The following is a 21,021-nucleotide window of genomic DNA, read 5'->3' as shown; positions in this document are numbered from 1 at the left end:
CACTCGAAATAACCAGATTAAACTTCAGTACCCAATTAGCGAACGACAGTTTTTCTTTGTGACAAAAAAAATTTTTGAAAAAAATGCAACAGTTTTTGTGGCAAAATTTTTGTGACAAAATTTTCATTTTAAAAAAATTGCAACAGTTTTCGTGACAAAAAAAATAAATTAAAAAAATTGTCACAGCATAATATAGAGAACTAGAATAAAGCTGCCGGTATTTCAAATGCACCGATTGCGCCCGAATCGTAAGCTAAACTGACGGAGTAAATGCTTACTTAGGTTCTCGATCTCTTTTCCAAATAAAAAAATGACTTCCTCTCCAGCCCTGTCCCGATAACCATTGGGATGAGCGGATCGTCTTTTGGGACGAGATAGCGGACAGCAGGAACATGTCCCGATAGCTATCAGGATGTAAAAAAAACCAAGCCTTTCGCTTCAAAAATTAAAAAAACGCTTTCTGTATTGGGAGGTGGGAAATCTTTGGTTTAGCCGCAGTTATGAAATTGTGTTATTTTAACATTTTACACATAAAAACTGATGATTTTTGTTATTTTTTAATGTAAAAATACTGATAATAAAAAAAAATAAACAATATTTTAATTTTTGTGAAACGGGTTTTATCGGGATATTATCCCATAAAAATTAATATAAATTTGGGAATTCAACTATTTCAAAACCAAATATTAATTATGAAAAAAATTACTCTTGTAATTTTCATGTCGTTACTTTCTTTCTTGGGATATGCACAGTTCCCGGAAAGTTTTGATACGGGAATTCCCGCGGCATGGCACGTTACGGATAACGGAGTTGGTCTCACCAAAAGCTGGGTGGGAACAAACGTTTTCGGCCTTCCGCATAGTGGTGCACAGCACGCTATGGTTGATAGGGAAGATTTAGGTGTGAATAACACCTCTGAGGATTGGTTAGTCACGCCTCAGTTTACTGTGCCAACTAATGCGCAGCTTCGTTTTTGGACGAAGACAACAGCGCAAGGCGATTCTGGTACGCTTTACCAATTGCGAATTTCAACAACATCGCAAACCGATCGATCAAGTTTTACCACATTCAAGCAATGGACTGAGCTAGATTTAGAAGCACTGGCGGGAGGCACATACAATGTATATGGTGAAGCTGTGCAGTCATTAACTGCTTATGCAGGACAAAGCGTTTACATTGCCTTTGTAAAATTGCATACTCAAACAGCAGCTGGCCCACCAAATCCAGCCTATGGAGACCGCTGGATACTTGATGATGTAAATGTTCTTCAGCAATGTACAGATCCTTCAACATTAACAGCTACACAAATTACCCCAACTACAGCACAATTAGGCTGGACAAGTCCAGGCCCGGCTACGTCGTGGGATATTGAAATGATGCTTAGTACCGATACTCCAACTGGGATACCAACTCCAATACAGGGTGTTGGAGTTACCAACCCGGTTGTTTGGACCGGACTTACTCCGGCAACGAATTATAAGTACTATGTGAGATCTGTTTGTAGTACAGGGGCTACCAGTAACTGGGTTGGCCCGTTTGCTTTCAAGACAATTCCATACGGTCAAACTTGTGCAGCGCCTATCGCGATAACTACAGCACTTCCGTTCACGCACACAAGTCATACCAATTTGTATGGTGATGTTGTTGATGGTAGCCCGGGAGCTTCTTGTGGTATTACAGCGAACTATCTAAACGGTAATGATGTATTCTATGCATTCACACCTTCTTTCACAGGGGTGGTGGATATCACTATGACACCTACAGGAAATGCTTCAGGTCTTTTTGTTTATGGAAGCTGTGCCAATGTAGGTTCAATATGTTTGGCAGGAGTTGCCAATGCAGTTGGGACGCCTAGAAATATTCCATTTTTTGCTGTTACAGCAGGAACTACTTATTATATAGTAATTTCGACATCAGGAACGCCACAAACGATTCCTTATACTTTAAACATTCAGCAAGTTGGATGTCCGCCGCCTAATAATTTAGGTGCATCGGGAATTTCTCAAACAGGAGCAACGCTAACTTGGGGTAACCCGAGTGGGGCTACGGCTTGGGAATATGTATTCCAAGCTCAAGGAGGCGGATTGCCTACCGGGGCAGGAACTCCTTCATCAACAACTTCGGCTACGGTTGGCTCTGTAACACCTCTAATACCAAATACGAGCTACGAATTCTACGTAAGAGTAGATTGTGGAGGCGGAACATACAGCGTATGGGCAGGGCCTTTCGTTTTCAGAACCTTGTGTGCTGCATATTCTGTTCCTTTTACGGAAGGATTTAACAGTGCTTCTACAACACAAGCGTGTTGGACTGTGTTGAATGTAGACGGGGATACGAATTCATGGAACATGAATTATACAGCTAACCCGGCTGAAGGAAATGAAGTGGCAAGTATCCTTTCAGGTTCAGTATCTAACAATGACTGGTTGATTTCACCGCAAATTACATTGAATGGTAATCAGCGTTTGAAATACAGATACCGTGTTGAATCAGCTGCTTCTGTATGTACTTTTGAGGTTAGATATTCTACAAACGGAACATCGCCTGCGGATTTGACAAATGTGCTTGTAGCACCGGCAACATATAACAATACAACTTATATCGATAAAACGGTGAACATGACTGGTGTAACCGGAAACGTTAACATCGGTTGGTATGTGGCACCAGGTACAAACGGTTCTAGAATCTACATCGATAACGTAATCGTTGAAGATATCCCTGCATGTCCGGAGCCAATGGCTTTAGCAGTTTCAAATATCGGGCCTACCTCTGCGACAATTTCGTGGACTCCGGGTGGTACAGAATCATCATGGCAGGTTTTGGTTCAGCCTGCAGGCTCACCGGCACCAACACTTCCAACGCTAGGGGTAAATGTAACCACAACTCCACCTTATAATTATACATTATTAAATGGTTCTACTAATTACGATGTATATGTATTGGCAAATTGCGGTGCTAGCGGACCAAGTGTTTGGATTGGGCCGGTTACTTTCAGAACGCCTCAGCTTCCTGGAACATTACCGTACTCAGATACTTTTGAAGGTACCTTTGAATGGGATTTAGTTAACGGAACGCAGGTTAACCAATGGCGTGCTGGTACAGCGGCTAATAATGGTGGTACACGTTCGATGTATATCTCCAATGATAATGGAGTGACAAACTTTTATCGTTTTAACGGAACTCCAACGGCTCTTTCGATAGTCCAAGCATATAGGGATATTCAAATTCCTGCCACTGCGAGCCAGGTAAATGTAGCCTTTGATTGGCGTGCTGTGGGCGAGTCAATAGGAGCGACGCAATATGATTATTTCAGAGTGTGGCTTGTACCGGCAACATTTGTGCCGACCGCAGGAACACAAATAACAGCTGCCTCTGGAGGAATTAATCTTAGCGGAAATATGAACTTAGGTTCAGCAACAGCATTCGCAAGAAGAAATATAGTTGTAAATACTGGAACGTTTGCAGGACAAACAGTTAGGCTTGTTTTTGAATGGAGAAACGATGGTACGGGAGGTGCAAATCCACCGGCAGCTATTGATAATATTGATGTGACAGTTATTACATGTCCGGCTCCTACTGCTCAGACAGTAACAGCTGTAACACAAACATCTGCAACGTTCCAATGGGCTGCAGGTGCTGCTGAGACACAATGGGAAATTGTTGTTCAACCGGTAGGTGCCGGTCAGCCAACAGCATCAAGTACTATTATTCCTGCAGGAACAAATCCGTTTACTGTTTCAACGGATTTACTTCCGGCTACCAATTATGAATATTTTGTTAGAGCGGTTTGTACTCCTGGTACAGATGTAAGTACTTGGACAGGACCATTTGCATTTTCTACGACGCAATATCCTGTAACAATGCCTTACACAGAAGATTTTGAGGGAACATTTGGATGGAATATAGTTAACGGAACTCAGACAAACAAATGGGTTGTGGGCTCTGCAGTTTATTACGCTGGTTCAAAATCATTATACATCACTAATGATAACGGGACTTCTAATGCGTATACTTTAACGGCGGGTTCTACAGTTCAGGCATATAAAGACATTCAAATTCCGGCTGGAACTAACCAGGTTAATGTAGCCTTCGATTGGAGAGCACAAGGTGAGGGTGCTATTGACTACTTCAGAGTATGGGCAGTGCCTACAACATATGTTCCTACAGCGGGTACACAAATAACACCTGTAGCTAACGAGAGGATCAATCTTAGTGGGAACATTAATCAAGGAGCTGCATGGTCTCGTAGAAATTTAGTTTTCAATGTTGGTGCTTATGCAGGTCAGACATTCAGACTTGTTTTTGAATGGAGAAACGACACTTTTGGCGGAACACAACCACCGGCAGCTATAGACAATGTTAATGTTACCGTTATTACTTGTCCGGCGCCTACTGCTCCGACAGTAGTAAGCGTAACTGATTCTACAGCAACAGTACAATGGACTGCAGGAGCTGCTGAGACACAATGGGAAGTTGTGGTTCAACCGGCAGGAACAGGTCAGCCAACGGGATCTAGTACTATACTTCAGGCAGGAGTAAATCCGTTTACAATTACAGGATTGAGTGCAAATACTAATTATGAATACTACGTTAGAGCGGTTTGTACCCCTAGTACTGATGTAAGTACATGGACCGGACCAAAAACATTTATTACTTCACAAGTTGCAGCAACAATACCTTATACAGAAGGTTTTGAGGGAACTTCAGGCTGGGCAACAGTGAATGGAGCTCAGACTAACAAATGGTTTGAAGGGATTGCTGCTAATAACGGTGGTACCAGAGCACTATATGTAAGTAATGATAACGGAACTACCAATGCGTATACGAATACAACTACATCAACAGTTCATGCTTACAGAGATATTGCTGTACCGGCAACTTGTGCTCAGGAAATTAAAATTTCGTTCGATTGGCGTTCTGTGGGACAAGCGGCTCAAGATTATTTAAATGTTTGGCTAGTGCCTTCAACATACCTTCCAGTGGCAGGTACTGCAGTCAGTGTAGCTGCAAGTGGAGGAGCACAATTAGCGAACCAGTTAAGTCTTGGAGCAAGTTTCGTAACTAACACCTATACGTTTAACGCAACGGCTTATGCAGGACGTAATATGCGTGTGATTTTTGAATGGAGAAATAATGCATCAGCGGGAACAAATCCACCAGCGGCTGTTGATAACTTTAAAGTAGAACTTCCTACTTGTCCTAAACCTTTCAATTTATCAGTTGTTGGGACACCGGGCCAAACCACTACAAACGTGACTTGGTCAGTTGGATGTACTGAAACAGCATGGGAAGTTATTGCTTTACCTGCTGGTTCTCCGGCACCAACTGCAGCTACTGCAGGTACATCGGTTACGACTCCGCCGCCTTATACCATTACTGGTTTACAGCCAGCTACAAATTATGATTTTTATGTAAGAGCGGTTTGTATAGCTGGTACAGATGTTAGCGGATGGTCTGCACCAAAAGCGTTTATGACTTTCATTGAAAACGATGAATGTGATGGAGCTATGACAGTTCCTGTTAATGCTAATGATCAGTGTACTCAGGTAAAAGCCGCAATGTTTAATGGGGCTACTGTTTCAACTGTGGGTGGCACAACTTGTGGGGCCAACAACTCAGGTGATATCTGGTTCAAGTTTACGGCTACTAATGCTTCACATACTGTTGATTTTAGAGATTTTAATGCAAACATGACTCTACCGATCATGATGACCGTTTATTCTGGAGACTGTGGTAGTTTGACTCAGATAGCTTGTAACTATAACAACTCATCTACGGTTACAGGATTACAGATTGGTAATACTTATTTTGTTAGAGCATCAATCAATACGGTTACTACCGTTACCAACGTGAATTTCAAAGTTTGTGTTAAAACACCGGTGGCGCCTGCCAGCGGAACCAGTCTAAGCTGTAAGATCAATACGGTTAACCCAAGTTTTGAGGAGGGTGTGTTGTTTACCACGGGTAGTTCTCCAAGATGGGCGGATTTATATGACCATATGTTTTTGGGTTGGAGAACAACCGCTGCGGATAACCATATGGAACTTTGGTCTAGCGCTTCTGGTGTTCTAGCTCATGATGGCGATAAGTTTATCGAATTAAATGCTACTCTGGTTTCGGGAGTGTATCAGGATTTCCCAACGCCGGTAACTACCGTGTTCAGTTATCAATATGCACACAGGGCCAGACGAGCTAACATGCCTCCTGACGTGGTTAAAGTTATGGCAGGTCCTCCTGGGGGGCCATATGTGGAGATTGACAGGAGAACTTCAGATACGTCGAAATGGACGTATAATCAGATTCCACGTACCTATACGGTTCCTGCAGGTCAGACGGTTACCCGATTTATTTTTGAGGCGGTTCGTCCTAATCCTGAGCCGGCTGGTTATGATATAACGCAAGGAAATTTCTTGGATAACATTACATTTACAGCAGATAACAGTATTGTTTCGGCGTCTCCTTTAAGTTTAGATTGTTTGAGTACCAATGTGACGAATGTGGTAGCTGCAGGAGCAGGAACTTGGTCTGCTGACCCTAGCAACCCGGCTGCAACAACTATTGCAAACCCAGATGATAATGCTACTACAATTAGCGGATTCACTGTTTCGGGTACTTACAGATACAACTGGACAACATTATATTGTACAAGTTCGGTAGATATTGTTTATACGGATAACGGAAACAGATTACCTGAGTTTACTCAGCCAGCTCCGGTTTGTGCTTCAACAACGGCGACTGATTTACTACCAACGACCTCTAATAACGGTATTGTTGGAGTATGGTCTCCTGCATTTGATAACACGGCTACGGCTATGTATACCTTTACACCAAACGCAGGTCAGTGTGCGGTTCCAACGACAATGACTATTACAGTTGATCCGAACACTACGCCAACATTTGCTCAGCCAGCAGCTATTTGTGCAGGAGAAGTGTTAGCGGCATTACCAACGCAATCAGAAAATGGTATCAATGGAACTTGGTCTCCGGATTTGGATAATACAACGACGACTGAGTATACCTTTACACCGGATCCGAATGGTCCGTGTGCTGTTCCAACTAAAATGACTATTACGGTAACACCGAATACAACGCCAACATTTGCTCCAGTAGCGCCTATTTGTAGAGGTGAAGCGTTAGCAGCATTGCCAACGACTTCAGATGATGGAGTAACTGGAACATGGGATCCGGCGTTAGACAATACACAGACAACTGAGTATACATTTACACCGGATGCTGGACAATGTGCTGTTGTAACGAAGTTGACTATTACAGTTAATCAGTTAGCGACAGCTACGTTTGCGGCAATGGATCCAATTTGTATGGGTGATACTTCTGCGGTACTTCCTGCAACTTCAGTTGAAGGTTTTACAGGAGTTTGGACGCCTGCTGCTTTGGACTATACAAATACAACGACATATCTCTTTACACCGGATGCAGGACAATGTGCTGCGGAAGGTACCTTGACTGTCGATGTTATTGAGAAGGTTGCACCAACTTTTGCTGATGTGACAGCTATCTGTCCGGGAGAAGCTTTAACGGCATTGCCAAAAACTTCACTTAACGGTATTACAGGAACATGGTCACCGCCGTTGAATAACATGGCTACAACTATATACACCTTTACGCCTGATGCTGGTCAGTGTGCGACTTCGAAAACACTGCAAATTGAAGTTAAATCTGATTGCGATATTCCACGCGGTATTTCTCCAAATAACGACGGTAGCAACGATGAACTTGATTTGACAGATTATGGTGTTAACAAATTGTCTATCTTTAACCGTTATGGTGTGACAGTTTACAGTCACGGAGCTGGTTATACCAAGCAATGGCATGGTCAGTCTGACGCAGGTCAGGAGTTACCGGACGGAACCTATTATTATGTGATTAATTTGGGAACTGACGTAACGAAAACCGGTTGGATCTATATCAACAGAGAGCAATAAAAGAAAAGAACAGGAGTCACTGCTCCCTTCACCGGGGGCAGTGTTTTCTAAAAGGTAAAGAAAATAACATGAAGAAAATTTATTTGACCGTTTTAGTAGCCTTAGCGGGCTTATTAGAAGTTCAAGCCCAGCAGGATCCTCATTATACTCAGTACATGTACAATCTGAGTGTTGTGAACCCAGCCTATGCGGGATCGAAAGATGCGCTATCGATGGGATTATTATACAGAAAACAATGGGTAGACATTGAGGACGCTCCAACTACGGGAACATTTTTCGGTCACAGTCCTATTGGTAAGAACGTTGGTTTGGGTTTGTCTGTAATCAACGATAAGATCGGTCCTGTTGAGGAGACCAATTTTTACGGGGATTTCTCCTATACGCTTAACTTAGGCGAGGTACACAAATTAGCCTTCGGTATGAAAACGGGAGCTACGATGCATAAGGTTGGGTTGTACGATGATATCGGAAACGGCCACGTACCTGATGATAATGACCCTGCGTTTGCTGAGAATACAAGCAATACGTTTTTCAACATTGGAGCGGGATTGTTTTTCTACACAGATAAGTACTACATCGGAGCTTCGGTTCCGAACATGCTGAAATCGAAACACCTTGACTTTGACGGCAGGGAGTTCGGATCTGAGACTTCGCACTACTTTGTGACGGGAGGTTACGTTTTCGATATCAGCGAGAACGTGAAGTTAAAACCGTTTGCGATGGTAAAATCGGCTTTCGATGCGCCGGTATCAGTAGATGCTTCCTTAAATACGATGTTGTACAATAAGCTTGAGCTTGGAGTAACCTACCGTTTGGAAGATTCATTCGGGGCGATGGTGAACTTTATGGTTACACCGAACATGCGTATCGGTTATGCATATGACCATATCGTATCGGATTTGGATGCTAAGACCAAATCTTCTCACGAGTTTATGTTGTTGTATGACCTGAACTTCTCTAAGAAGGCATCGAGCTCACCACGATTTTTCTAATTTAACCACGATTTTAAAACATGAAGAAAACATATATCACTCTGAGTTTTGTATTCGCTGGTTTAACCTTATCAGCACAAAACAAACACACGCAGGCAGCAGACAAACTGTATAATCGTTACGAGTATATCGATGCAGCCGAAGAATATTTGAAATTGGTCAGCAACAACAAGGCAGACAACTACGTTTACCGCCAGTTGGCCGACAGCTACTACAATGTCTTCAATACTGTTGAAGCAGCTAAGTGGTATGCTAAGGCTACGGAAGAGAAACAGGATGCCGAGGTGTATTACCGTTATGCACAAATGCTGAAAGCCAACGGCCAGTATGAAGCATCGAACAAACAGATGGAGAAGTTTGCCTCTATGGCGCCAAGCGACCAAAGAGCAATGGCTTTCAAAAAGGAGCCTAACTACATCCCGAGACTTACCGACCAGCAGAAGATGTTCGATTCCAAAAACATGGACATCAACAGCGAGAAATCGGATTTCGGAGCGGTGCTTGCCAACGACAACACCCTGTATTTCGCTTCGGCCAGAAACACATCCAAGAAAAGCTACGGCTGGAATGACGAGCCTTATCTGGATCTATACAAAGCCACCAGAAACGAAGACGGTACTTTCAGCAAACCAACCGAAGTAGAAGGCATGAACAGTAAATGGCATGACGGACCTGCAGCTATCAGCGAAGACGGGAACACGATGTACTTTGCCAGCGAAACCTTCCGCGATAAAATCTTCGACAAGAGCAAGGAAAAGAGAATCAAGTATGGCAAGGTAGGTTTGTTCAGAGCTACCAAAGCAGACGGTAAATGGGGCAACGTACAGGCGCTTCCATTTAACAACAAAGACTACCAGGTAGGAAACCCGAGTTTGTCCAAAGACGGAAAAACATTGTACTTCTCATCAGACATGCCAGGCACCATGGGTGGGGCAGACATCTGGAAAGTTTCCATCACGGGCGATAACACTTACGGTACGCCGGAAAACCTTGGTGCTAAGGTGAACACTGAAGGAAGAGAGAACTTCCCGTTCATTAGCGATGACAACAAATTGTACTTCTCATCCGACTCAAGACAAGGATTTGGTGGATTGGACGTATTTGTGATCGACCTTGAGAAAGGCACAGAGGCTAAAAACGTTGGAAAACCGATCAACTCGGAGAGAGACGATTTTGCCTTTACCTTCGACAGAGATCAGAATATAGGATTCTACTCCAGTAACCGAGGAGGACAGGATGATATATACATGGCGGTTCCGCTGTGTAACGTACAACTGAACACTACGGTTAAGAATGCTAAAACGGGCGCTATACTATCGGGAGCTACTGTAGCTATCTTAGACGAGAGAAACAATATGATCGAACACAAAACCACAGGAGCTGACGGCTTGGTACAATACGGAACGGAGTGTGATAAAGCATACACGTTACAGGTATCGAAAGACGGCTTTGTGAGCAAAACCATCGCGGTGGCCAAATCCAAAGGCGGTGAAATGCCGATTGTGGCGGAATTGGATCCGATCGATGTAATTATTACTGATACAGAGGTTATCTTAAACGATATCTTCTTCGAATACAACAAGAGCAACATCACCAAACAAGGTGCATTTGAGTTAGACAAATTGGTTCAGGTGATGAAAAACAGCCCGAACATGGTGATTATGGTTAAATCGCACACGGACAACCGCGGAACGGACAAGTTCAACATGGACTTATCCGATCGTCGTGCCAAATCTACGGTGCAGTACGTGGTTTCGAAAGGAATCGCTAAAGACCGCATCTCGGGCAAAGGATACGGTGAGAGCGAACTGAAGGTACAATGCGACCAATGTACAGACGAGGAACATGCTAAAAACAGACGTTCTGAGTTCATGATCGTGAAGAAATAACCAATCTTGTAAAATGATTGAAAAAGCGCCCCAATGAGGGCGCTTTTTTTGTTATAGATAATCGTGTTTAATGTATGAAGATGTTTGTCGCTTTTTGTTAGTTTTTCTTTGATTTAAGCAATAAATAGTTTGTTAGTGGATAATTGATGTTTCTGGTCCTGTCTTTGAGTCTTCGCACCAATCGCAGTAGTAACAGTAAAATAAAAAAGCACCTAAAGAAAGGTGCTTTTTTGAGAGTTTCAATTTTATTATTCTGACTTAAGAAACTTTACGAATGTTACAGCATTTGTGTTTTCATCAGTATACGAAATTTCCATAGTGTCATAGGTTAAAGACACTATATTTTGCATCGTTTCCACTTCAGTAGGCACTCCGTTGATTTCTTTCATTGTTGTTAGAATCAATGTTCTTCCTTCTTTTCGGTAATCACCTTCAGTGATATTACTTTCGCAGAAGCTTCCGCTATATTGGAAATCAGTATTGCTAAAAGTAAAATTTTCATTAAAGACGACATTGTCTGAATCACATTGGGCATCATTTTCGTAAGGCAGGTAATCCAAGATGTTTTCCTCGTTTAAAGTTCCTTTTTCAACAGGAACCCATTTCCCTGCCAGATAATTTGGCTGAACGAAGTTTGTATCATCGTCCTCTTCACAGGATGCAGTTAATGCCATAAAAGCTAATGCAAGTGAAATTTTAAATATGTTTTTCATGTTTCTTAGCTTTTAAAAACCGTACATTTTTACATTATCAACTTGGAATGCCCCATCTAAAGTTAAGTCAGTTCCCGATCCTTTGAATTTGAATGCTACATAAATGTTGCCACTGTAAGATGATAAATCAACGGCAGAAGTAAGGAATTCATACCGTGCTGTTGCTTTTGTTGGTTTGTTGAAAGGGACTGATGTCCAAGTCGCTGCCAAAACATTTGTTCCGTTAAAATCTGTTGAAACCAAAACTTCTAAAGTATTGTTCGGAGAGTCTACATCCAAATGGTGCTGGGCAGCCTCGAATTTGAGGATTTTATTTGTATAGGTTCCCAGATTGATAGCCGGACTTACCAACCAAACGATATTGGTTGCATCTCCTGAATTCAAAGCGCTGAACTCAGCACATCCGTTAGTTACTCCGTTCGAAGTAAATGTTTTTTCTTTCCACAAATCGTTGCCTGACTGAGCGAAGTTAACCCAACCCGGAATGTTTAGATTAGTGTTGTTTGTAGCTGTTTCAAAATCTTCTGAAAAGAAAGGAGGAACCGTGCCAAAACGAGGGTTGTTTAACATGATGTCTCTCTCATAGCGAGCCATAAACTGATAAGTATCCCCATAACGGGTTAGTACGCCTCTTATTTTTCCGCTGCCGGTTGCTACCAACTTATGTGCAAATCGTGCATACGAACTTGTTCTGAAAACCATCGGCGTTCCCGTTTTGTCGGTAATGTAATGGTTTGTTCCGCTGCCCGTTTCATTTGTTTTTTCATAATAATGTTTGCCAACTGCCACATCGGAAAACTGAACGTCATCTACTTCGATTAGTTTGTTCAGGTAGCTGTCGGTGTTAGCAGTTAACTGCCCGAGGGTTACATGATTTACCAATTGTTCCTCGCTTACCAACGTGCATGAACCTTTCAAAGCATTTTTTGTTTGAGACATGGAAAGACGACCAACTTCTGCCACACCGTCGGAAACATAAATACCGCCAATGCGCATGCCACCGTCTTTACTATCTGTATAAAGGCCTTTCATTTTGATCAGCACTTTTTTACCCGGTTGATAGTCGATAAACGAAGAAGTTCGTTCGGTCGGAACGCTGAATGCTTTTGTTCCATCCAACGTCTGGAATGAAATCGATTTGAAGAAATTTCCAGCTTCATCACTTGAAGTTACGTAAGCCTCAATTACGTCGTCTTCCGAATATTGAGCCACCTGAGACGATGCCGGGATTTCGGAAACCTCTCTAGTTTTCACCAAAGTAGTTTCGATACATTGTAAGTCAGGAGTGTTATAATCGTCACCATTTACACATCCGGTTAAAGCCGTTCCCAAGAACGTAAATAAAAGAGCTGATTGTATAATTCTTGTTTTCATTTTTTTAAGATTAGAAGTTAATGTAAAGGTTAACGAAGTATGTTCTTCCGTAACCGTAAAAATATTTAGGCGCAAATGCAGGGGTACCGCTGGAAACATCCTGGTTTAATTCTCTGTACGATGCATTTCGTGCCTGTTCGTAACCACCTGTTTTGTATTTGATGTCGAACACGTTGTTTAACGAGGCAAAGAAACCAATCATTTGTTTTCCTATTTTCCATGACTTACCACCGCTTAGGTTAACCAGTGTTAAATCGTCGAATTTCTCTTGTTTTAACAATTGGCGCGCTCTTTCCTCTGTAGCTTCAGGGAATGGATTTCCGTTGGTGCTCTCCGGGTTTTTGAAGAAGTTATCGGTTCTTAAAATCGGAGCGATATCAAGGTAACGGTCCGCTAAATAGTTCACATTGGCACCAATCCACCAGAAATGAGGGTCGCGGTATTCCAATCCGAAGGAAGCGGCTTTTTGAGGCATACCAGCCTGGTAATAATTTTTAATTTTCGCCTCTCCGTAGTTGGTAACCGGAGCTAGGTTAAAACTTGAACCTTGAGCATCCACGGTCAAGGCTACATTTGGATTGTTATCGTACGTATATTCGCCGTAAGAAGCAGTAGCCGTTGCTTTGATCGTTGAAGTTACTTGGTATTCGATTCCGAATTCAGCCCCAATATTCTTCTTGTCGATTCCGGTTACAGTTTCGGCAACAAAGTTACTGGTCTCATCGGCCGCATCAGGGTTGCCATCGTCTATAGTTACACCATCGGCAAAGAAGAAAGAGGTTTCTGTAGCATTTTCTATTTTCGAATAGAAAGCGGTTAAACGAGCTTTTACTTTCGGTGTTCTTAAAATGTAACTTGCATCAGCACTTGAAACGGTTTCATTTCGTAATCCCGGTACGATGTTATTGTTTACACGTGCGTTAGGGAAAGTGTTTCTTAAAGTCGGCGCTTTTGTCATTCTTACACCGTTAAAGGTAAATAAATGATTACCGGAAAGTTTATAGGTCAACCCACCTTTAAAACCAAAGTTATCGAATGCGATTTTTTTGCTGTCTCCAAAAGAGTTTGAAGGATAGTAGCCGTTTCTGTATAATCCTTCTCTCTGATATTCGTTTCTTGCGTAAGATTGCGACAAGTAGAAGTCAAATTTTCGGTAGGTGAATTTGAATTGCGTGAATGCATCGATGGCAGTGGCGTATAAATTATAGTTATAGCCATATGAATCGCCTTCTCCAACTGTTCTTCCCGGATTATTCAAATCGGATTCTATCTGGTTTTCATTATTACCGAATGTATTGATGTCGTTGTAGTATTGTCCTCCCAATAAATCCAATAAATATTTGTGGTTGTGGGATTTTAAATGTCTGAAAGTACCTCCTGCGTTTAAAGTGATATTATCAGCTATCTGCGAATTTAAAATGGTATTTGCTGTCCATTGTGTATCGTCTGTACGGTCTTCGTATAAAACATAAACGCTGTTTTTGGCATCGGTTTTTGAATTGGCATTATACATTCCGTCCCAATTAACCTGTCTTTGGTTGGGATCCAGGAAAGTGGCTACATTCGGATCAGATGCGCTCACTAAATCCGGTGTGTGGATACCTCCCAAACCACCCGGTGCATACGCCGAAGGATCGTTTGCCAATACATAACCCGGGTCATTGTTATATAAGGAAAGATAGTAACTTGGCAGATTTCTGTAATAAGTAGGATCCGGGTTGTTAACGCCCTGGAAGTCGATTCTGCTGTTGCCAACGGTTCCTGTCTGATAAGCAACGTTGGTGTTTAAACTTGTTTTTTCGTTCATTCTCCAATAATGACTTAACATCATGATGGGCTCCTGTACGTCTTTATCTCTGGAATTTCTTTTTTTACCGTCTTGCCAGCCCCAGTAGGAATTATATTTTATTCCTGCCATATCAGTTACTTCATCCGTGTTTGGAGAATTTTTTCCTCTGCTGTTCTGTGCGTAAATAGATGTGAAATTTAAACTGTGGCTGTCGTTGAATCTTTTTTCAACACTTGCGAAAAGTGACACTGCGCCATAATCGGTTCCTTCAAAATATCCTTCTTCCGCCCATCTTCTTGAACCGGATACCACAAAGGCCCATCCTTTACTGTTCATTCCGGATGCGTAGGTTCCCATACTTCTCCAGCTGTAATTTGTATTTGTACTTGAGAACGAAACTCGCGCTCCGGGTCTGTAGTAAGAGGCTCTCGTGCTGATTTGCTGCGAACCTAATATACCTCCGAAAGTATAATCCGAGGGAGCTGAACCCATGGTGAATTCCTGATTTCGCATCGCATCATTTAGACCGCCCCAGTTGCTCCATTGTGGTCGGCCATCATAAAGTTTGTTCATTACGATACCATTAATCATGGTGTTTCCGTACTGGTTGTCTAAACCACGAATTTGGAAACGGGCCTGACCCCAGTTGAACGCTGCTGCCTGTTGGTAAGCATCGCGTGAAGCCTGCAACAATCCCGAAGTACTTTCAGAACCGCTGTTGTCATCCCCCAAATCGTTGTCGGTGATTACAACCAAGGCCAAGCGTTGCTCTGTGGTAACGTCTTCTTCCAAAACCACAATGCCCAAATCAAGGGTTTGTCCTTTTTTGATTTCGATTGGAAACGATTGCGGTAAATAACCAGTGCTGCGAATCAGCAAGATCTGATTTCCCTCTGCCGCAGTTGGGAAGATGAATTCTCCCAGGGCATTGGTAACCGTCGACTGGTTCGTGCTTTGAATAGTCGCCAAAACATTTTGTAGTGCTTTCTGTGTTTTTGAGTCGATTACCTTCCCTTTTACGGCAGGGGTTTGTTGCGCCCAGGCAAAAGCGACTTGCATCACAAGTAAAGTAAAGAGTACAAGTTTTTTCATAAATAAGATTAAAGTTAATTCCTTGTGTTTTAGTGAAAAAACGAACAAAGGGGCGCAAATTTACACGTTTTATAACAACTTGCAATATGGTTGTTATAAATTTCCTAAAAACTTGATCTTAACTTAATCATAAAGTTTTATTATAAAAAATATAACAAAAACAAAAAGATTGGTAATAATTTGAAAATCAAATAATTGTATTGAATTTTGAATTTTGGTTGTGTTATTTTTTCACTTAAATCTATTAATGTTATAAAAACATCTATTTTGATAATATTGTGTTACATTTGTCGCCCGATAATAAAAAATGGAAAATGGGATTTGATTCTTTTGCCCAACATATGTGTGGTGATCAGATAGTTTTCCTTCGATTTGAAAAGTGTTTTTAGAAAAGGATAATCAGTTATGAGATGTATGAAAAATAGCGTTGTTTTTTTGTTTCTTTTATTTATTTCGATGCAGTCTGCTATGGCGCAGCAGAAGAAGTATAATGTTCAGACAGTGGCATTTTACAATTTTGAAAACTTGTTTGATACCATAAACGGACCAAATATTGACGAAGAGTGGCTGCCAAACGGGGTGCAGAACTGGACCGGCGAAAAGTATAAAAAGAAGCTGGAAAACTTAAGCCGGGTGTTGTCTGAATTAGGTACGGGCGAATCTCAAACAGAATCTCCGGTACTAATTGGAGGCAGTGAGATTGAAAACAGAGGTGTTTTGGAAGATTTGGTAAAACAACCCAAATTGATCGACAAAGATTACGGCATTGTGCATTTCGATTCACCGGATAAACGCGGAATCGATGTGGCTTTGCTTTATAAGAAAAAAGATTTCCAGCCGCTTAGTTATAAAAACATCCCTTTGGTGATTTATGAAAAAAACGGTGATAAAAAGGATAAAAAAGATACGGAAGAGAAAACGGACGATAATTCACAGGTTGATGTAAAATCAAAAAGAATCTACACCCGTGACCAACTGTTGGTTACCGGTTTATTAGATGGCGAAGAAATCAATGTTATTGTGTGCCACTGGCCATCGCGTTCGGGAGGAGAAAAGAAAAGTGCTCCTTACCGTGAAGCCGCAGCGGCATTAACCAAAAAGATCACCGATTCACTGCAGCGAATCAAGCCGGATGCTAAAGTTATTATCCTTGGGGATTTGAACGACGGAAGTTTCAACAAGAGCGTTAAGGAAGTGATTGGAGCAAAGGGGAAGAAGACCGATGTGAAACCTTTGGGTGTTTACAATCCGTTTGAAAGCATGGCCAACCAGGGAATGGGGACTATCGGTTACCGTGATGCTTGGGATATCTTCGATATTATCATGATAACCGAACCGCTCATTAAAAATGATTACAGTTCTTGGAGATATTGGAAGGCAGGTATTTACAATAAACCGTTCCTGATTACAACTACAGGTCAGTATAAAGGATATCCATTGCGACATACGTTGACCGAAGTAGGTTTCAGTGACCACTTCCCGGTTTACATTTATTTGATACGCGAAGGGAAATAAAATAATGAGGTCGACTGAAGTCGGCCTTTTTTATTTTGTAAATTAGCAAGGCTAAAAACTGAAATTATGGCGATTTTAAAACCATTCAATCTTAATCAGTGGATTGAAGACAACCGACATTTGCTGAAACCACCGGTGGGCAATAAAAATGTTTACGTGGATTCCGAAGATTATATCGTGATGATTGTGGCAGGTCCCAATGCCCGAAAAGATTATCATTATAACGAGACCGAAGAATTGTTTTATCAGCTCGAAGGCAATATAAAAGTGGTGATTCAGGAAGACGGTCAGCGCAAGGAAATGGAACTGAAAGCGGGAGACATGTACCTTCATCCTGCACGTGTACCGCATTCGCCGGTGCGCAGCGAGGGTTCCATCGGATTGGTCATCGAACGCAAAAGAGCCGGAAAAGGATTCACCGACGGATTGCTGTGGCATTGTGATAACTGCAATCACAAGTTGTACGAAGTGTACTTCGAATTAAAAGATATCGAAAAAGATTTTCTGCCTCATTTTCAGCATTTTTACAATTCGGAAGTACTGCGAACCTGTTCTGAATGTGATACCGTGATGGAAGCAGATCCGCGATTTGTGGCCAAGTAGATCATTTTAAACCTTTGATTTCCTTTGGGTTAGTTTTAACGCCTGTAATATTATTTATTTAACAAAAAAACGTAGCTTTGCAAAAAATATAAAAAAACACTATTAATCAACAATAATGATAACAACAGCAGTAGACCAATTTGGTATTCAGGAAGCCTTGGATCAATTAGGCTTAAAAGAGATAAATGAAGGAGCTTCAACCGGTTCCAACTGGTTTTCTAACGGGAAAATCATCGAATCGTATTCTCCGGCAACCGGCGAATTGATCGGAAAAGTAAAATCTGCTACAAAAGAAGATTACGAAACCGCTATGAAAGCCGCTGAAGAAGCGTTCAAAACATGGCGTTTGGTTCCGGCTCCGAAACGTGGTGAAATCGTTCGCCAGATGGGAGAGGAGCTTAGAAAAAATAAAGAAGCACTTGGTAAACTGGTTTCTTACGAAATGGGGAAATCATACCAGGAAGGTTTAGGAGAAGTTCAGGAAATGATCGACATCTGTGATTTCGCAGTAGGTCTTTCCCGTCAATTACACGGTTTAACGATGCACTCTGAGCGTCCGATGCACAGAATGTACGAGCAATGGCATCCGTTTGGAATCGTAGGAATCATTTCTGCGTTCAACTTCCCGGTAGCCGTATGGTCTTGGAACTCGATGATTGCCTGGATTTGTGGTGACGTTTGTATCTGGAAACCAAGCTCTAAAACACCGTTGTGTGCTGTAGCTTGTCAGAACATCATCCAAACCGTATTAAAAAGAAATAACTTGCCGGAAGGATTAAGCTGCTTGGTAGTAGGTAATGAATCCGGAGACTTGATCAACAACGATAAACGTATTCCATTGGTGTCCTTTACAGGTTCTACAAGAATCGGTCGTCACGTATCGCAAGTGGTGGCTTCCCGTTTCGGAAACACGATTTTGGAATTAGGAGGAAACAATGCGATTATCGTTTCAGAAAATGCCGATTTATCCATGGTATTGGTTGGAGCAGTGTTCGGAGCGGTTGGTACTGCAGGACAACGTTGTACATCAACACGTCGTTTAATCGTTCACGATAGCGTGTATGACAAAACATTAGATGTATTGAAAAACGCTTACGGTCAGTTGAAAATCGGAAATCCTTTGGATGAAACAAACCACGTAGGACCGCTAATCGATAAAGGAGCAGTTCAGGATTACCTAAGCGCTATCGAAAAAGCAAAAGCCGAAGGCGGAAGAGTTATCGTTGAAGGCGGCGTTTTAGAAGGAGAAGGCTACGAAAGCGGATGTTATGTAAAACCATGTATCATCGAAGCGAAAAACGAATTCGAAATCGTGCAGCACGAAACCTTTGCACCGGTTTTGTATGTGATGAAATACAGCACGATTGAAGAAGCGATTGCGATTCAAAACGGCGTTCCTCAAGGTTTGTCATCTTCGATCTTTACCAACAACATGAGAGAAATGGAGTTGTTCCTTTCTGCAGCCGGTTCGGATTGCGGTATCGCGAACGTAAACATCGGAACTTCCGGTGCGGAAATCGGTGGTGCTTTCGGTGGTGAGAAAGAAACCGGTGGTGGTCGTGAGTCAGGATCAGATGCTTGGAAAGCTTACATGAGAAGACAAACCAATACGATTAACTACGGAACAGCGCTTCCGTTGGCACAGGGAATCAAATTTGATTTTTAATCGATTGCTTTAAATAAACAGGAAACCGACTTTCATAAGTCGGTTTTTTTATGCAATTTTATGTGGTATTTTAATCAGTATGTGATGAAAAAACTTCTTCTTCTCCTGTGTTTGATGCCGTTGCTGATGGCTAGTAGCTGTAATGATCATGATGATAACCAGGTTAATTGCACCCAGGAGGCCCGCGCCGGACTCAATGTAACGGTTCAGGACGCTGTCACCCATGCGGTTCTGACCGAGGACGTTGCGGTATTTGTCACGGATGGGCCATATTATGAAACGCTGAAGCTCTTCCCGGGGACGGATGTTTTTTCCGGTGCATGGGAAAGGAAAGGTAATTATCTGCTGACGGTTTCCAAAGAAGGCTATCAAACTTATACATCTGAAACCATAACAGTTGGTGCCGATGTTTGCCATGTAATACCGCAAATTATTACGGTGCAGTTAATTCCTGAATAGTAAAATTGGTTTTTAATCCTTAAATAATGAATTTTCAAAGCGACTCATGTGGGTCGCTTTTTTATTTTTAAAAAATAACAAAAAAGCTTACAATTGTTTTAAAATCTTTTATTTAGATTTGCCCGAAATTTAAAGAAAGGCCTTACTTAAAAATATGCAATTGGAAAGAAAAGATTAGCTTTTTGCTTGTATTTGGGTTTTCAATCAATTCAAAAATTATCATAATACTCATATTTTAAAATAAAATTATTCAAAACGTGAAAATCATTAAATTTCTATTATTCATCACTTTAGTTTCATTTTTTACTTCAAATGCCCAAATTACCAAAGGAAATTGGATGGTGGGAGGGGATGCAAGCTACACCAATTCGAAAGTAACTGATAGCAATAATAAAATTATTGGGAGTAGTAATTCGGTTAGAATTTTTCCAAATATTGGATATTTTGTAATTGATAAGTTTGCGTTAGGGATTAATGGGAATTTTAATTATGGCAAAGGTAACGGTAGTGCATCAAGCATTGGATATGGTGCCGGTCCATTTGCAAGATATTATTTTTTAGACACCGAAAATAGTATAAATCTTTTTGCCGAAGCAAACTACAATTATTGGATTTCTAAAACTCAAGGATTTGATTCCGGGAATGGTAGTAGTTATAAGTTTAAAGTTGGACCTGTGATTTATTTTAATAGTAGCGTAGGTTTAGAGATGTCTTTGAGCTACAATACAGAAAAATTATCGGATTATACTTCAAAATACTTTATAGTAGGCTTTGGTCTACAAGTACATTTAGAAAAAGAATAAACAAATTAAACTTTATTTTCTCAAAATACACATTCGTAATAAAAGATGTAAAAGTTAACAATATCTAGATTCCTGTTGGAGCGCCAATCGTATTAAATGGTGGAAGTTCTCTAACTGTAAGATTTAAAGTTGATTTATCAAACAAAAAGAAACCCGATTCAGACGAATCGGGTTTCATGTTTT

The 21,021-nt window shown here is 41.4% G+C and carries 11 protein-coding genes; 8 read left to right on the top strand and 3 right to left on the bottom strand.

Features of this window, described 5'->3' with window-relative positions:
• The first annotated feature begins 692 nt into the window (after window positions 1–692).
• The 3 genes from LZF87_RS02960 to LZF87_RS02950 all read left to right on the top strand — a co-directional run bounded on the left by LZF87_RS02960 (window position 693) and on the right by LZF87_RS02950 (window position 10,824).
• The gene (locus tag LZF87_RS02960; protein ID WP_244341639.1) at window positions 693–7,943 is read left to right on the top strand and encodes a choice-of-anchor J domain-containing protein; all 7,251 of its coding nucleotides are present in this window, start codon (window positions 693–695) and stop codon (window positions 7,941–7,943) included.
• A 68-nt stretch (window positions 7,944–8,011) separates the two neighbouring features.
• Window positions 8,012–8,935: a PorP/SprF family type IX secretion system membrane protein gene (locus LZF87_RS02955; RefSeq protein WP_244341636.1), complete on the top strand. Its 924-nt coding sequence runs from the start codon at window positions 8,012–8,014 to the stop codon at window positions 8,933–8,935.
• 20 nt (window positions 8,936–8,955) lie between these two features.
• A complete protein-coding gene (locus LZF87_RS02950; RefSeq protein WP_244341634.1) occupies window positions 8,956–10,824 on the top strand; it encodes an OmpA family protein in 1,869 nt (622 codons plus the stop codon).
• Window positions 10,825–11,072: 248 nt separating this feature from the next.
• On the opposite strand, the gene LZF87_RS02945 is transcribed toward LZF87_RS02950, so the two are convergent.
• From LZF87_RS02945 to LZF87_RS02935, 3 genes are read right to left on the bottom strand one after another with little or no spacing between them, the layout of a single operon-like run.
• Window positions 11,073–11,537 (bottom strand): lipocalin family protein, encoded by a 465-nt coding sequence (locus LZF87_RS02945; protein WP_244341632.1) that lies wholly within the window; start codon window positions 11,535–11,537, stop codon window positions 11,073–11,075.
• A gap of 12 nt (window positions 11,538–11,549) precedes the next feature.
• Window positions 11,550–12,911 carry a DUF5689 domain-containing protein gene (locus tag LZF87_RS02940; protein ID WP_244341630.1) on the bottom strand — a complete coding sequence of 454 codons (1,362 nt, stop codon included), beginning with the start codon at window positions 12,909–12,911 and terminating at the stop codon, window positions 11,550–11,552.
• 10 nt (window positions 12,912–12,921) lie between these two features.
• A complete protein-coding gene (locus LZF87_RS02935) occupies window positions 12,922–15,792 on the bottom strand; it encodes a TonB-dependent receptor (RefSeq protein ID WP_244341628.1) in 2,871 nt (956 codons plus the stop codon).
• Window positions 15,793–16,206: 414 nt separating this feature from the next.
• Between LZF87_RS02935 and LZF87_RS02930 the strand changes: the two genes are divergently transcribed.
• The 5 genes from LZF87_RS02930 to LZF87_RS02910 all read left to right on the top strand — a co-directional run bounded on the left by LZF87_RS02930 (window position 16,207) and on the right by LZF87_RS02910 (window position 20,838).
• A complete protein-coding gene (locus LZF87_RS02930) occupies window positions 16,207–17,307 on the top strand; it encodes an endonuclease/exonuclease/phosphatase family protein (protein ID WP_413614297.1) in 1,101 nt (366 codons plus the stop codon).
• A gap of 66 nt (window positions 17,308–17,373) precedes the next feature.
• On the top strand, window positions 17,374–17,910 hold the full coding sequence (locus tag LZF87_RS02925; protein ID WP_244341624.1) for a 3-hydroxyanthranilate 3,4-dioxygenase: 537 nt from the start codon (window positions 17,374–17,376) through the stop codon (window positions 17,908–17,910).
• 118 nt (window positions 17,911–18,028) lie between these two features.
• The gene (gene amaB, locus LZF87_RS02920) at window positions 18,029–19,576 is read left to right on the top strand and encodes an L-piperidine-6-carboxylate dehydrogenase (RefSeq protein ID WP_035630372.1); all 1,548 of its coding nucleotides are present in this window, start codon (window positions 18,029–18,031) and stop codon (window positions 19,574–19,576) included.
• 84 nt (window positions 19,577–19,660) lie between these two features.
• Window positions 19,661–20,035: a hypothetical protein gene (locus LZF87_RS02915; RefSeq protein WP_244341622.1), complete on the top strand. Its 375-nt coding sequence runs from the start codon at window positions 19,661–19,663 to the stop codon at window positions 20,033–20,035.
• 257 nt (window positions 20,036–20,292) lie between these two features.
• Window positions 20,293–20,838 carry a hypothetical protein gene (locus LZF87_RS02910; protein ID WP_244341620.1) on the top strand — a complete coding sequence of 182 codons (546 nt, stop codon included), beginning with the start codon at window positions 20,293–20,295 and terminating at the stop codon, window positions 20,836–20,838.
• Window positions 20,839–21,021: the final 183 nt, after the last annotated feature.

The organism is Flavobacterium enshiense (assembly GCF_022836875.1).
In the GTDB taxonomy this organism is placed as follows: Bacteria; Bacteroidota; Bacteroidia; order Flavobacteriales; family Flavobacteriaceae; genus Flavobacterium; species Flavobacterium enshiense_A.
The sequence above is the reverse complement of the archived record's forward strand: the minus strand, read 5'-3'. Positions and strand labels throughout refer to the sequence as shown.